This window comes from Haloferax sp. S2CR25 (assembly GCF_031624535.1).
GTDB lineage: Archaea > Halobacteriota > Halobacteria > Halobacteriales > Haloferacaceae > Haloferax > Haloferax massiliensis.
Genome location: NZ_JAMQOO010000006.1, coordinates 97,816 through 110,613 on the forward strand (window position 1 = coordinate 97,816; position 12,798 = coordinate 110,613).

Below are 12,798 nucleotides of genomic sequence, written 5' to 3' on the forward strand. Positions count from 1 at the left end.
GCATCGAGGGCGCGTAGCTCAGTCGGACAGAGCGTCGGACTTCTAATCCGATGGTCGCGGGTTCGAATCCCGTCGCGCTCTTTTCGTTGGTCGTCGCGCTCTTTTGATGTCTGCTCCGTCGCGCTCTGTTGCTGTGACTGTCCGCCGAGCGACAGCGTCGGCGGTCTCGCCTTCTCCAGCCCTAAACTGTCTCTGTTCTCGACGACTATCGGAGCCTGCTCCCGGGTAGTTGTTGGCCAGTCAAGTTAGAAAGACAACATTTTCTTGGTCGGGAGGTACGATACACTTCCTATGGACGTTCTCGGCATCGTCGCCGCGGCGGTCGTCTTCGGCGTCGCCGCCTACAATTTCGTGACGAGTCTCGACGGTCGGTTTGCGAGAGTCCTGTTCGGGAGTCTGGGACTCGTCGCCGCGACGCTCTACATCGTCGAGCAGTTCGGACTCGCGGGGGTGCTCGGAGTGGACGTCGCCCACGGCCTCCAACTCGTCGCGGCTCTGCTCCTCGTCACGGTGCTGGTCGATTTCCTCGCTCGCCGCGCCGATGCAGACGCCTCCGAGTCGTCGTGAACACCGCGACCTTCCACTATTCTCATTACGTGTCGCTCAGCTGTCTCTTATGTGGTCTTCGCGTCCGATTCCCCGTTTAGCGGGCGGTTCGAACAGACGATAGACGACGCCGTCGTCTACGGCGACGCCGAGATGGAGTCCGTGCTGCACGAGGGACCGGTCCGCGTGCTCGCCAACGGCTGGGTCGAGGTTCCGGGTGGCCGGTATCTCTCGCCCCACGCGGTCCACCACATCGACACGCGGGTGTCCGAGTGAGGTCGGTCCTCAGACGAGCGCCAGTTCCCGGCCGCAGTCGGGACACTCCTCGTCGACGATAGTCACCGGCGCGTCGCAGTCCGGACAGAACTCGCGGTAACACGCGTCGTCTCCCATACCCACGGCTACCGCGGGGACCGTGGTGAACCTTGGGGACGGTCGGACCCGAAGCGTCGCGCACCGGGCGACCGACTCATTCGTCTGCGACGTCGTTTCCCGGGTCGGCGAAGTTCGCACCGAGTTCGGAACCGCAGCGTCGAGCGTAGACGCCGGGGACGGCCAGAAGGTCGCTCGGCGCGCCGGACTCGACCACGACGCCCCCGTCGGCGACGTGGACGCGGTCGGCGTCGCGGACGGCGGCCGCGCTGTCGGTCGCCACGACGAGCGGCGCGTCGGGCCGTCGCATCGCGGCGAGGGTGGCGCGGAGGTTCGACGGGGAGGAACTACGAGGTGCGCGGACGACCGGGCCGACGCCGGGGAGGAGCGCCCCCGCGAGCGCCGCCGCCTCGGAGAGACGGGGCGCGACGACGGCCAGAAACGGCGGTCGAGTCGCGGGCGTGGTCGCGTCCGAGTCGGCGTCGGACACCGGGGTCTCGGGTGGGGACATACGATGCGAAGTTGGCTGTCTCGGGAGATAAGTATAGAGCTGGTCACCCGCGTTTCACGAACTCCTCAGAACATTTTATAGCGTTTTGTCAACTTATGCGGCGACTCGGTTGTCGATACGCCCACCGTCTCGGGCGGCAGACGACGGCACGTCGCGGGCGCTTGATTAACGACGTCCCAATCGGCGCGCGGGTAGAGAAAGCGGATGCTAACGGGCGTGAAGCCGCAAAAAACGTCGTGAATTCGGCCGAGCGATTCGAGTCGATGCGAAGTCAGGGTGTGGGTGTATGGTGGCCTACTGGGGCGCTCACATTGCGCCGCCCATGCCGCCCATGCCGCCCATGCCACCCATGCCGCCGCCCATGCCGCCGGGCGCGCCGCCTTCGTCGTCGTCGCCGCCGGTCTGGCCACCGGAGAGGTCGCCAGCCGCGATGACGTCGTCGATGCGGAGAATCATGACAGCGGCTTCGGTCGCGGACTCGATAGCCTGGGTCTTGACGCGGAGGGGCTCCACGACGCCCTCTTCTTCCATGTCGATGACCTCGCCCGTGTAGGCGTCGAGGCCGGCTGCGAACTCGCCGCCGTCGTGGCGCGAGCGCAGGTCGACGAGGGAGTCGATGGGGTCGAGACCGGCGTTCTCGGCGAGGGTGCGCGGGACGATGTCCAGCGCCTCGGCGAACGCCTCGACGGCGAGCTGCTCGCGGCCGCCGACGGAGTCGGCGAACTCGCGAAGCTGCAGGGAGAGCTCCGTCTCGGGAGCGCCGCCGCCGGGGAGGACCTTCCCGTCTTCGAGCGTCGTGCGGACGACGCCGAGGGAGTCCTCGATGGCGCGTTCGAGCTCGTCGACGACGTGCTCGGTGCCGCCGCGGAGGATGAGCGTGACGGACTTCGCGTCCTCGACGTCCTCGACGAAGATGCGCTCGTCGCCGCCGACGTCCTTCTGTCCGACGGAGCCGGCGAAGCCGAGGTCGTCGGCCTCGATGTCGTCGAGGCTGCTGACGACGCGGCCGCCCGTCGCGCGGGCGAGGCGCTTGAGGTCGGAGGACTTGGCGCGGCGAACCGCGAGGATGCCCTCCTTGGCGAGGTAGTGCTGGGCCATGTCGTCGATACCGTCACCGACGAAGACGGCGTCGGCGCCGACCTCGACGAGCTTGTCGACCATCTCTTTCAGCTGCTTTTCTTCCTGGTCGAGGAACTGCTGAAGCTGGTCGGGGTCCGTGACGTTGACTTCCGCGTCGATTTCGGTCTCGCGGACTTCCAGCGCGTCGTCGAGGATGGCGATGTTCGCGTCCTCGACGGCGTAGGGCATGTTCTCGTCGACGCGCTCTTTGTCGACGATGACGCCCTCGACGAGTTCGGAGTTGTCGATGGTGCCGCCGACGACCTTCTCGATGGAGACGTTGTCCGTGTCGATGCCGCCTTCGTCCTTGACGGCCAGCACGGCGTCGACGACGAGCTCGGCGAGCAGGTCCTTCGCGGACTCCGCGCCCTTGCCGGTCATCGCCGTCGCGGCGATCTTCTGGAGGGTCTCGCGGTCGTCCTCCGTGACCTCGATGGCGTTGTCTTCGAGGACTTCCTTGGCCTTCTCGGCGGCCTGGCGGTAGCCCTGCGCGACGGTCGTCGCGTGGACGTCCGATTCGAGGAGCTCCTCGGCCTGGTCGAGGAGTTCGCCGGCGATGATGACGGCCGTCGTCGTGCCGTCTCCGACCTCGTCCTCCTGGGTCTCGGAGACTTCGACGATCATGTTGGCCGCGGGGTGGTCGATGTCCATCTCCTTGAGGATGGTGACGCCGTCGTTCGTGACGACGACCTGCCCGCCGGAGTCGACGAGCATCTTGTCCATCCCCTTGGGGCCGAGCGTCGTGCGTACGGCCTCTGCGACGGCCTTCCCGGCCGTGATGTTCATCGACTGCGCATCCTGTCCGGATGTGCGCTGCGAGTCTTCGCCCAGAATGATCATGGGCTGACCCTGCTGCATTCGCTGGCTCATAGTCATCGCCTGATTGTTTGTGATTCTATAAAAAAGCTTCGCTTATTGGTATGTCAAAACGCAACACGGTGGGGTGGTCGTGTCCCGTCGAGGGCGGTCGATTTTGCGGGTTTATCCCCGGTTTCCGGCGGGTCGCCTCGCCAGTCTCGAAGCCGGTGCGATGAAAAGACGATGCGGGCGAGTGCCGTGTCGGCGGTGGACTCGTCGGCGGTGGCGTCTCAGTTGTTCTGCCGGACGTTGAAGCCCTGGGTCAGTTCGTTGTGCTTCCGTTCGAGGAAGGAGTACACCGCGCCGTGGGGCGCGCCGTCGAGAATCATCTCGACCGCCCGGCGGACGGCCTCGACCTCCTCGGACTGGCCGATGATGCCGAGCGTCGAGCCGTAGATGACCACGTCGGCACCCGTCAGCTCCTCCATGAGTTCGCGGGTGCGGCCGTTCTCGCCGATGAGGCGGCCCTTCTGCCGCCGCATGTCGTTTTTGTTTCGGGTGTGCCGGTCGATATCGATGAGTTCGAACATCATCATGTCGTCGTCGAGGAGCGCCATCGCGTCCTCCGGGGCGAAGCCGCGGCCGACCGCTCGGACCACGTCGGGGGCGACCATGCCGAGCACGGGGTCGCCGACGCTGTCGATGGCGACGCTGCCGTTCTCCGAGTCCACGTCGAGTCGGACTTCCGCGCGACTCTCTATCTCTCGGAGCGTCGAGCCACCTTCGCCGATGAGAACACCGATACGGTCCTGCGGCACCTTGACGTGCTGCATATCACCCGATACCCGTCGGAGTGGTTTAAGCGTTCGCTCGGCGGGTCGCCGCGTGTCTCGGTCTCACACCCGTCTCGCGGCGGGTCTGTGTCGCTACTCGTCTTCGTCGTCCTCGTCGGCCGTGACGAACTCGTACAGCGAGTCGCCGTCGGCGTCGGCCCCCTGCCGCCGGAAGAAGTTGGCCACGTTGCGGCAGTCCCGCCGGAGGAACTCCTCGGCGTTGGGGTGGTGGACCGTGACGGCCTGTCCGAGGTCGATGACGACGAGTTCGCCGTCGTGGATGATGAGGTTGTACTCCGAGAGGTCGCCGTGGACGAGACCGGCGCGGTGGAGTCGGCGCATGTACTCGCGGACGACCTCGTAGGCGGTCTGTGGGTTCTCGACGCGCACTTCCGAGAGCCGTCGCGCCCGGTCGTCGACGACGCCGACGAGTTCCATCACGAGGACGTTCCGCTGGACCGCGATGGGCTTCGGCACGCGAACGCCGGCGCGCTGGGCACGTTGGAGGTTGGCGAACTCCTTTCTGACCCACGCGCGGACGACCTGCCCCTTGTCGTGGCCGATGTTCTCGAAGCGCGGGTCGCCTTCGAGGTAGTCGCGCATGTGCCGGAAGTCGGAGGCGTTGATGCGGTATATCTTGACCGCCACGTCGGTGTCGTCGCCGCCGAGCGCCTCGAAGACGTTGGCCTCCTTGCCCGTCGAAATCGGGCCGCCGAACGCGTCGATATGCCCGTCTTGGACGAGTTTGTAGATGGCGGCGAAGGTCGCGTCGTCGAACACCGACTGCTCGACTTTGAACTGGTCGGCGTCCTTCAACCGCATCCGGAACTCGTCGAAGTCGCGGTCCTTGCGGCGCGCGATGCGGTCCGCCTCGTCGTCGGAGACGTCTATCTCCTCCCACTCGTCGCCGAACGCCTCGCCCTCCTGGGGTTCGACCATGCCGAACTCGTCAGTCATTGGACTAGGGCTACGAGAGGCGAGATGAAAAGGGCACAGGCTCCGGGTTCGGCGTCGTTCGGGGGACAATCAGGCGCTGTCTCGGGCGCGTTACTGGATGTGGCCTTCGCGGCGGAGCTGGTCGGCCTCGGACTTCTCGTAGCGCCAGCTCACGTCGGCCTTCTCGTCCTGCCAGTCCCACGGCTCGACGAGCACCACGTCGTCCTCTCGAATCCAGATACGCTTCTGCATCCGTCCGGGAATGCGAGCGGTCCGCTCGACGCCGTCGGCACAGCGGACGCGAATACGATTGGCCCCGAGCATGTTCGTCACGACGGCGAACACTTCGTCGTCGTTCGGCATTCGAAGGTCTCGGCGGCTCTCGTTCTCGTCGTCGCTCATGCGCGAGCGTTCGACGTGGGCATGGTTAAATCCGCCGACGTTCGGCCGGTAGGAAGCGTCCAACGGAACGACGCGTTTAGGGCGGTCCCGAAACGCCGTCGTGATATGCTCGACAAACTCGGTACGAAAGGCATCGCCGGCGTCGTCTCGCTGCTCTTGGGTATCGGTATCGTCGCCTATCAGGCTCCCGTCGTCGCGGCGGGGCTCGCGTTCGTCGTCGCCGGCCTCGGCCTCGTCGCCAGCGGCCTCGCCGAGGGCGTCATGAAGATGTTCGGGATGGCCTGACGGGCCGCCGATTCCCGCGTTGGCTCACTCCGCTATCTTCGCGCGACCCGGTTCGATGAGTTCGTCGAGGTAGTCGGCGAGCGCGCCCTTCGCGTCGGCCGGGTGGAGTTCGCCGGATTCGAGGTCGGCCGCCAGCGACTCGTAGTCGTCGTAGTCGAGGTTCCCGCCGTACTGCTCGGGGCGCTCGACGACGACGCGCTCGAAGCGCGGGAAGACGTGGTACTCGAAAATCTGGAGGACGGGGTTCTCGCGTTCCTCGCCCTCGTCGGTCGGGTCGGGGTCGGCCGTCGGCGGGCAGAACGCGCCGTTGACCTTGTCTTCGATGTCCTCGGTGGTGTCCTCCATCGAGATGGTGACGCCGGCCGAGGAGGACATCTTGCCGATGCCCGTCCCGAGGTCCGCGATGAGCGGCGTGTGCATGCAGGTCGGCGACTCCTCGCCGATGCTCGGGAGCATGTCGCGGGCGAGCATGTGGACCTTGCGCTGTTCCATCCCGCCGATGGCGAGGTCCACGTCGAGGTAGACGATGTCGAGCGCCTGCATGATGGGGTAGACCGCCTGCGCGACGGTGACGCCCTCGCCGCTTTTGATTTCGGCCATGGCGCGCTCGGCGCGCGAGAGCGTCGTCTCCAGTTCGAGCGCGTGCAGGTCGAGGACGTAGCTCTCGTCGAGCTGGTACTCCGAGCCGAGGACGAACTCCGTCTGGCTCTCGTCGAGACCGTAGGCGATGAACTGTTCTTTCATCCGCTCGGCCGTCTGCCGAATCTCCTCGAAGGTGCCCTTGCCGTTGAGGTAGGCGTGTACGTCCGCGAGGAGCACGACTACCTCGAAGCCCGCCGCCTGGAGGTCGATGAGCTTGTTGGCGGTGAGCATGTGACCGATGTGGAGGACGCCGGAGGGCTCGTAGCCCACGTACGCTCGCTTGCCCTCGGGGTCGTCGGCCAGCGCGCGCACTTCGTCCTCCGTGACCACTTCGGAGGCGTTCCGAGTGATCAGGTCGTATGCGTCCATATCTGTTCGGAGTCGGGGACGTGGGATATGACTTCTGGAAGCCGCTCGCGGGCGAAACGGACAACACCCACCGGTCCCAACTCCGGGTGATGTCCGACTCAGGAACCACGACGCGTGCGCCCGCCATCATCTTCGCCGCGCTCATCCTCGTCGTCTTCGGCCTGCTCGCGGCCATGTGGGCGTCGGTCCGCGGCGGCGACCTCCTCCCGTACATCCTCGGCTTCGCCGTCTACTTCCTCGCCGTTCACGTCTACCTGCCGTACCGGGTCCACAAAGACGCGACGCTCAAGGGGCGAAACGCGACGTTCTGGGCCGTGCTCGCCTTCCTGGTCCCGCTCGTCGGGGCGGCGCTGTACTTTGTCGTCGCCGTCGTCGTCGTCGGCGACACGACAGACTGAAAGTCCGACTCGACGCTATCCGCGCCGGTTCTCGGCGCGGTGTTCGGAGATTATCTGGTCGACCATCTCTTTTTGCTGTTCTTTCTGTCGTTCTTCCGCCCGCGACTCCCAATCGGCGATGGCGGATTCGACCTCGGACTCCTTCGCCACGGCGAGTTCGTCTATCTCCCGTATCGTCACGCCGTCGGCGGGTGCGACCGGAATATCGGCGTCGAACAGCACCTCGTCTGCGACCTCCGAGAGGTTGCCCGACCGGAGGACGACCCGCGGGTCGAACTCGGCGAGTCGCTCGGCGGTCGTCCGCCCCGCGCCGCTGGCGTCGCGGAGGTAGACCACGTCGCCCGCGGCGATGCCGTACTCCTCGACGGTGTGGTCGAGCGCGCCGTTGGTGAACTGCTCGACGATTTTGACGGGCACCAAGTTCCCGTTCGCGTTCACGTCCGCGAAGTTCGAGTGGTCGAGCTTCCACAGCGACTTCAGTTGGTCGAGCTTGTCGGCGAGCTCCGCCTTCTCGGATTCGAGCGACTCGACCTTCCGCTCTAACCGGCCGTTCTCGCGTTCGAGCCGGGTGACCTCCCGGCGCTCGCGGGCCTCGCGGCGCTCCTCGCGGCGGGCGTCGGAGAGTTCCTCCTTGTACTCCTCGATGGTCTCGTCTTTCTCCTCGATGGTCGACTTCAGGTCCTCGACGTGCGATTCGAGGCGCTCGACCCGCGACCGCAACTCCCGAATCTCGCGTTCTTCGGGCGTGAGTTCGGGTTCCTCGTGGGCCTCCTCGTCGGCGTCGTCGCCGCCGGATTCGCCCCCGTCGTCGTCCATCTCGCGGAGGACGGCCTCGACCGACTCCTCGCTGGCGAGGACGCGGGCGATGACCTCCTCTCGGTCCACGTCGGCGGGCACCTTCCGGGAGATGCGCTCGAACTGGTCTTCGTGGTCGTCGAAGGCGAATAGCGCCGCCGCGAGGGCGTCGCGCTCGTGGTCGTTGTCGTAGTCGACCTCGCGGGTCCGGTGGAGCTTCTCGTCCACCGGGATGTCGCTCGCGGGGGCCCAGCCGGCGGCGTCGAAGCTCCGTCGGAACTTCTCGACCGTCTCGGGCATCGGCTGGACGTCGGCGGCGACGAGACTCGGTCGCCCGCGCTCGATGAGCCACTCGATGACCGCGGCGGTGTCGGCGGTGCGCGTCGAGTGCACGTCGAGGACGCGCCCGTCGAAGCCGACGACGGCGACGGCGGTGGTCGTGCCGGGGTCGATGCCGACGATGACGCGGTCGCGGCGCTTCACGAGCGGTTCGAACTCGATGCCGTCGCGGCGCTCGCGCTCGATTTCGACGCGGGTGTCGCCCGAGCGGTGGGTGGACACGGGGATGTCCTCGGGCCGCGCCTCGACGGTGAAAAGCGCCTGCGAGTAGCCGCCGTACTTCTCGGTCACGTCCCGCTCGTAGTCGAGGTTGGCCTCCTTCAGCGCGGACTCGACCTCGCGGGCCTGCTGTTTGACCGACCCGTGGATGCGGCGCGTGTAGCGGTCCTGACTCCACCCGCCCTTGCCGGTCGAGCGCCCGCGAGAGACCTTCACGGTCGTCGTGTTCTCGAAGGCGGCGACCTCGTAGCCGACGTTGCCGAGGGCGAGGCGCGCCGCGGCCTCGGCCTCCTTCATCGGGTCTTTGCCGTAGGGGACGCCGTGGCGCGAGGCGACCCGAGACAGGGGTTCCGGGCGTTCTGCGCCGGTCACTTGCACCAACTGCGTCCCGTGGGGAAGCCACCGCAGGAAGCGGACCAAATCGTCCTTGTCGGTCGCCAACTCGTACATGTTGTCCGTGGCGACGACGCGCGGTTCGTCGCGCTCGATGAGTCGGCGTAACTTGCGGAAGGAGACCACGTCTCGTTCGATTCGGACCTCGTCTGACTCGGTGTCTCGGGTGTCCAACACGACCAGCGCGTACGACGGCGAGTCGCCGCGGATATCGCCGCTCTGGATGTCGACGCCGAAGACGACCGAGTCGAGCGCACTCGTCCGGTCGTTCACGACGGCGACTAGGGCCGCGCCGGATATATACTCCACGCCGGTGACCGGTCTCGACTCGGTCGGGTGTCGCGTTTGCGCGACGCCCGTCCGTCGAGTCCAGAGAACCCCCGACTTACACGAAACAAACAAGTCTCGGCTATTTGAAAGTAGAGTGATGAGTTCTGATATCCCCGACCCGCCGTCGGTGACCTCCCGGTCGCTGACGCGCATCGCCCTCATCGGTGTCGTCGCCCTCCTCCTTATCGCCGCCCCCATCGCCGGGCTCCTCGCGTGGGAACCCGTCGAAGAGGGGAACGTCAAGGTCGTCAAGAAGTGGGGCGCGACCACCGGCACCGTCTTCGAACCCGGCGCGCACTTCGTCAACCCCGTCTCGCAGTCGACCTCGTCGCTGTCGGTGCGACCGCAGTCGTACACGATGTCGTCGTCGACGAGCGAAGGCGACAGGCGCGGCGACGACGCCATCACCGTCCTGACCGAAGACGGACTTCGAACGGACATCGACGTGACCGTCCGCTACCGCATCGACGCCGGGCAGGCGGTCGAGTTCTACCGTAACTACCGGACGCTCGCCACCGCCGAGGAGCGCCTGATTCGCCCGTCGATTCGGTCCGTGCTCCGGACCGAGGCCGGTCGACTGCCCGTCACCGTCATCTACACCGGCGAGGGGCAGACCCAGCTGAAGGCCGCCGCCGAGAAGGAACTCGCCGAGGAGTTCGCCGACGACGGTCTCATCCTCGAAGCGGTGCAGGTCCGCAACGTCGAACTCCCCGCCGAGTACGCCCAGGCAGTCGAACAGAAGGAAATCACCGAACAGCGCCGCCAGCAGAAGCAGGACGAACTCGCCGTCGAGGAACTCGAAGCCGAGCGCAAGCGCATCGAGGCGCAGGGGCAGGCCGACGCCAACCGCATCATCGCCGAGTCGCTGTCCGACGAGGTGCTGGCCCAGAAGTACATCGAGAAACTCGACGAGACGGACACCGTCTACATCCCGGTCGGCGACGGCGGCTACCCGCAGTTCGTCCGGTCGCTCGATAACGACGGTTCGTCGTCGGATTCGTCCTCGTCGTCCACCGGCTCGTCGTCGGACGCTCGCTCGGCGTCGTCCAGTTCGTCGGGGTCGTCGTCCTCGTCCGGCTCCGAAAACGAGACGAGCAACTGACGCCGTCGATGCGTCTCCTCCGTGAACTGGCCGCCGCGGTCGTGTTACTCGTCATCGTCGGCGTCCTCGCGCGCTCCGGCGTCGGTCGGTTCGTCCTACCGGTCGTCGGGCTCGCGGTCGCCGCGGCGCTCGTGGCGCTCCTGTCCAAACGGCCGGCGTACTCGCGGACGGCGGTCGGTCCGCGGACGAGAATCATCGAGTCGGCCGTCGAGTCGGCCGACGCCGCCTGCGTCGAGTGCGGGTCGCCCGCGACGACGCGCCGGCGCTACGTCCGCGAGTGGGTCGTCCTCGGAGTCCCCGTCGTCCTCCTCGACGACGGCGAGAACCCGGTCTGCGACGCCCACCGCGACTGACCCGCCCTCGTTTTTTGGCACGACGGCCCGTTCAGCGGCCGGTCAGACGAGTCTCCCCTCCGAGACGAACTCGACGCGCCCGCCGACGCGGACCGCCACCTCGTCGCCCCGGTCCTCGGCTTCGAGGTGGAGGTGCGACGGCCGACCCATCTCGTAGCCCTGCTCGACCGCGACCTCGATTTCGTCGTCGCCGAAGTAGCGATGGCGGGCGAGGTAGCCGGCGAAACAGCCGTTTGCGCTCCCGGTCGCGGGGTCCTCGGCGACGCCGTGGCCGGGCGCGTACATCCGCGCCGCGAAGTCGTTCGCGTCGTCGCGGGGGTCCGGGCAGAACAGAAAGAGGTTCTCGACGCCCACGTCGTCGAAGAACGACCGGTACGCGGGGGTAAACACCTCGCTCCGGGCGAGCGCGTCGCGGTCGCGGAGCGGCACCATCACCGCCGGGAGACCGGTCGAGACGACCTGTATCGGCCAGTCCGAGTTGAAGTCGGTCGCGTCGAGCGACAGCACCTCCGCGAGCGTCTCGGGGTCGAGTTCTTCGCCGAACGCCGGCGCGTTCTGCGTCATCCAGTACTGCTCGCTGTCGCTTCCGTCGGACCGGACCTCGACCGAAATCGGACCGACGCCGAGGTTCAGCGTCACCTCGTCGCCCGCGCCGAAGTGCTCGCGGAGGACGGCGGCCGTCCCGAGCGTCGGGTGTCCGGCGAACGGAATCTCGCCGTCCGGCGTGAAGATGCGAACGTCGTAGCCGTCGTCGGGCGACCCGCCCTCGATGAACGTCGTCTCCGAGTAGTTCGTCTCGTTGGCGAGCGCGGCCATCTGGTCGGAACTGAGCGCGTCCGCGTCCTCGAAGACAGCCAGTTGGTTCCCGGCGTACTTCGCCGTGGCGAACACGTCGACGGTGTGGAAGGCGTTCTGCGGCACATCGACGGGTGCGCGCGGGCGGGAGAAAAGCGTACCGCGGCCCGCGGACTACTCGCCGGTCTCGGCCCCGCCGCCGTCGCTGTCGGCGTACGGGACCTCAAGTTTCTGACCGTCTTCGGCGACGAACGCCTCGCCGTCGTACACCTCGCGGGCCTGTTCGAGAAGCGGGCCCGGGTCGGCGGCGTACCGGGCGGAGATATGCGTCAGCGCGAACCGCCGAACGTCGGCGTCGCGGGCGACGCGAGCGGCCTCGCGCGCGGTCGAGTGCGCGGTCTGTTTCGCCCGCTCGGCCTCCTCGTCGGTGAACGTCGCGTCGTGGACGAGCAGGTCGGCGTCGCGGGCGACCTCGACGGTCGAGTCGAGCGGGCGGGTGTCGCCGGTGTAGACGACGGTTCGACCGGGTCGGGGGTCGCCGACGACCTGCTCGGAGCGCACGACGGTTCCGTCTTCGAGTTCGACGTCCTCGCCGGCGTGGAGGCGGCCGAACGCCGGGCCGACGGGGACGCCGAGTTCCTCGGCCTTCTCGCGGTCGAACCGGCCGGGGCGGTCGTCCTCGACGAGGGCGTAGCCGACCGAGGCGGTCCGGTGTTCGGTGTCGAACGCGCGGACCTCGTAGTCGTCGGCGCGGTAGGCGACGTTGCCGGGGCGGACCTCGTGGACGGAGACGTGAAAGCCGGGCTGGTAGCCGCCGGCGTGGACGAGCGTTTCGAGGTGGCGTTTGCTCCCCGGCGGGCCGTGGATGGCCAGCGAGGCGTCGCGGTCGTTGAAGTCGAGCGTCTGAATCAGGCCGGGGATGCCGAGGATGTGGTCGCCGTGGAGGTGGGTGACGAACAGGTGGCTGACGCCGAACCCGGTCCCGTAGCGCATCATCTGGCGTTGGGTGCCCTCCCCGCAATCGAACAACAGGCGCTCGCCGTCGCGGTTCACGAGGAACGCGCTCGGCGCACGCGCCGTGGTGGGGACGGCCCCGCCGGTCCCGAGGAAGGTCGCGCGCATGGACATGCACCACAATGATAGCGGCGGGACTAAACGTGCGTCGAATCCGTCGCGGCCCCGGGACTCACCGTCCCGGGACGCCGCCCCCGCCCGACGCCCCGGACCGACCGATTCTTACCCGACCGTCTGCTACCGGAGT

General features: G+C 67.3%; 15 protein-coding genes and 1 tRNA gene. 7 read left to right on the top strand and 9 right to left on the bottom strand.

From position 1 onward, the window contains the following. The first annotated feature begins 7 nt into the window (after positions 1-7). The 3 genes from NDI65_RS14985 to NDI65_RS14995 all read left to right on the top strand — a co-directional run bounded on the left by NDI65_RS14985 (position 8) and on the right by NDI65_RS14995 (position 822). Positions 8-81 (top strand) — tRNA-Arg (locus NDI65_RS14985). 210 nt (positions 82-291) lie between these two features. Continuing rightward, positions 292-567 (top strand): hypothetical protein, encoded by a 276-nt coding sequence (locus NDI65_RS14990; RefSeq protein ID WP_089777219.1) that lies wholly within the window; start codon positions 292-294, stop codon positions 565-567. 51 nt (positions 568-618) lie between these two features. Beyond that, on the top strand, positions 619-822 hold the full coding sequence (locus NDI65_RS14995; protein ID WP_089777220.1) for a hypothetical protein: 204 nt from the start codon (positions 619-621) through the stop codon (positions 820-822). 193 nt (positions 823-1,015) lie between these two features. Here the strand turns inward: NDI65_RS14995 and NDI65_RS15000 are convergent, their stop codons facing one another. From NDI65_RS15000 to eif1A, 5 genes are all read right to left on the bottom strand, one after another. After that, positions 1,016-1,429 (bottom strand): hypothetical protein, encoded by a 414-nt coding sequence (locus NDI65_RS15000; RefSeq protein WP_310893806.1) that lies wholly within the window; start codon positions 1,427-1,429, stop codon positions 1,016-1,018. Positions 1,430-1,735: 306 nt separating this feature from the next. After that, positions 1,736-3,388 (bottom strand): thermosome subunit alpha, encoded by a 1,653-nt coding sequence (gene thsA, locus NDI65_RS15005; protein ID WP_310893830.1) that lies wholly within the window; start codon positions 3,386-3,388, stop codon positions 1,736-1,738. A gap of 248 nt (positions 3,389-3,636) precedes the next feature. Then, positions 3,637-4,179 (bottom strand): KH domain-containing protein, encoded by a 543-nt coding sequence (locus NDI65_RS15010; RefSeq protein WP_089777221.1) that lies wholly within the window; start codon positions 4,177-4,179, stop codon positions 3,637-3,639. Positions 4,180-4,272: 93 nt separating this feature from the next. Then, complete coding sequence (rio1, locus tag NDI65_RS15015; RefSeq protein WP_089777222.1) at positions 4,273-5,136, bottom strand: serine/threonine-protein kinase Rio1; 864 nt, start codon at positions 5,134-5,136, stop codon at positions 4,273-4,275. Positions 5,137-5,226: 90 nt separating this feature from the next. Continuing rightward, complete coding sequence (gene eif1A / locus NDI65_RS15020) at positions 5,227-5,517, bottom strand: translation initiation factor eIF-1A (protein WP_004045248.1); 291 nt, start codon at positions 5,515-5,517, stop codon at positions 5,227-5,229. Positions 5,518-5,622: 105 nt separating this feature from the next. On the opposite strand from eif1A, the gene NDI65_RS15025 reads away from it, so the two are divergent. After that, positions 5,623-5,802 (top strand): hypothetical protein, encoded by a 180-nt coding sequence (locus NDI65_RS15025; protein ID WP_004973908.1) that lies wholly within the window; start codon positions 5,623-5,625, stop codon positions 5,800-5,802. Positions 5,803-5,826: 24 nt separating this feature from the next. Here the strand turns inward: NDI65_RS15025 and NDI65_RS15030 are convergent, their stop codons facing one another. Next, a complete protein-coding gene (locus NDI65_RS15030) occupies positions 5,827-6,813 on the bottom strand; it encodes a tyrosine--tRNA ligase (protein ID WP_089777223.1) in 987 nt (328 codons plus the stop codon). 20 nt (positions 6,814-6,833) lie between these two features. Between NDI65_RS15030 and NDI65_RS15035 the strand changes: the two genes are divergently transcribed. Next, complete coding sequence (locus tag NDI65_RS15035) at positions 6,834-7,211, top strand: ATPase (RefSeq protein WP_089777224.1); 378 nt, start codon at positions 6,834-6,836, stop codon at positions 7,209-7,211. 15 nt (positions 7,212-7,226) lie between these two features. On the opposite strand, the gene NDI65_RS15040 is transcribed toward NDI65_RS15035, so the two are convergent. Further along, positions 7,227-9,230 (bottom strand): DUF460 domain-containing protein, encoded by a 2,004-nt coding sequence (locus NDI65_RS15040; protein WP_089777225.1) that lies wholly within the window; start codon positions 9,228-9,230, stop codon positions 7,227-7,229. 154 nt (positions 9,231-9,384) lie between these two features. On the opposite strand from NDI65_RS15040, the gene NDI65_RS15045 reads away from it, so the two are divergent. Together NDI65_RS15045 and NDI65_RS15050 are read left to right on the top strand one after the other, a co-directional pair. Then, on the top strand, positions 9,385-10,389 hold the full coding sequence (locus NDI65_RS15045; protein WP_089777226.1) for a prohibitin family protein: 1,005 nt from the start codon (positions 9,385-9,387) through the stop codon (positions 10,387-10,389). Positions 10,390-10,397: 8 nt separating this feature from the next. After that, a complete protein-coding gene (locus tag NDI65_RS15050) occupies positions 10,398-10,742 on the top strand; it encodes a hypothetical protein (RefSeq protein ID WP_089777227.1) in 345 nt (114 codons plus the stop codon). Between the two features lie 42 nt (positions 10,743-10,784). Here the strand turns inward: NDI65_RS15050 and NDI65_RS15055 are convergent, their stop codons facing one another. Together NDI65_RS15055 and rnz are read right to left on the bottom strand one after the other, a co-directional pair. Next, positions 10,785-11,663 (bottom strand): PhzF family phenazine biosynthesis protein, encoded by an 879-nt coding sequence (locus NDI65_RS15055; RefSeq protein ID WP_089777228.1) that lies wholly within the window; start codon positions 11,661-11,663, stop codon positions 10,785-10,787. Between the two features lie 48 nt (positions 11,664-11,711). Continuing rightward, positions 11,712-12,659 carry a ribonuclease Z gene (gene rnz / locus NDI65_RS15060; RefSeq protein ID WP_193310928.1) on the bottom strand — a complete coding sequence of 316 codons (948 nt, stop codon included), beginning with the start codon at positions 12,657-12,659 and terminating at the stop codon, positions 11,712-11,714. Between the last annotated feature and the right edge of the window lie 139 nt (positions 12,660-12,798).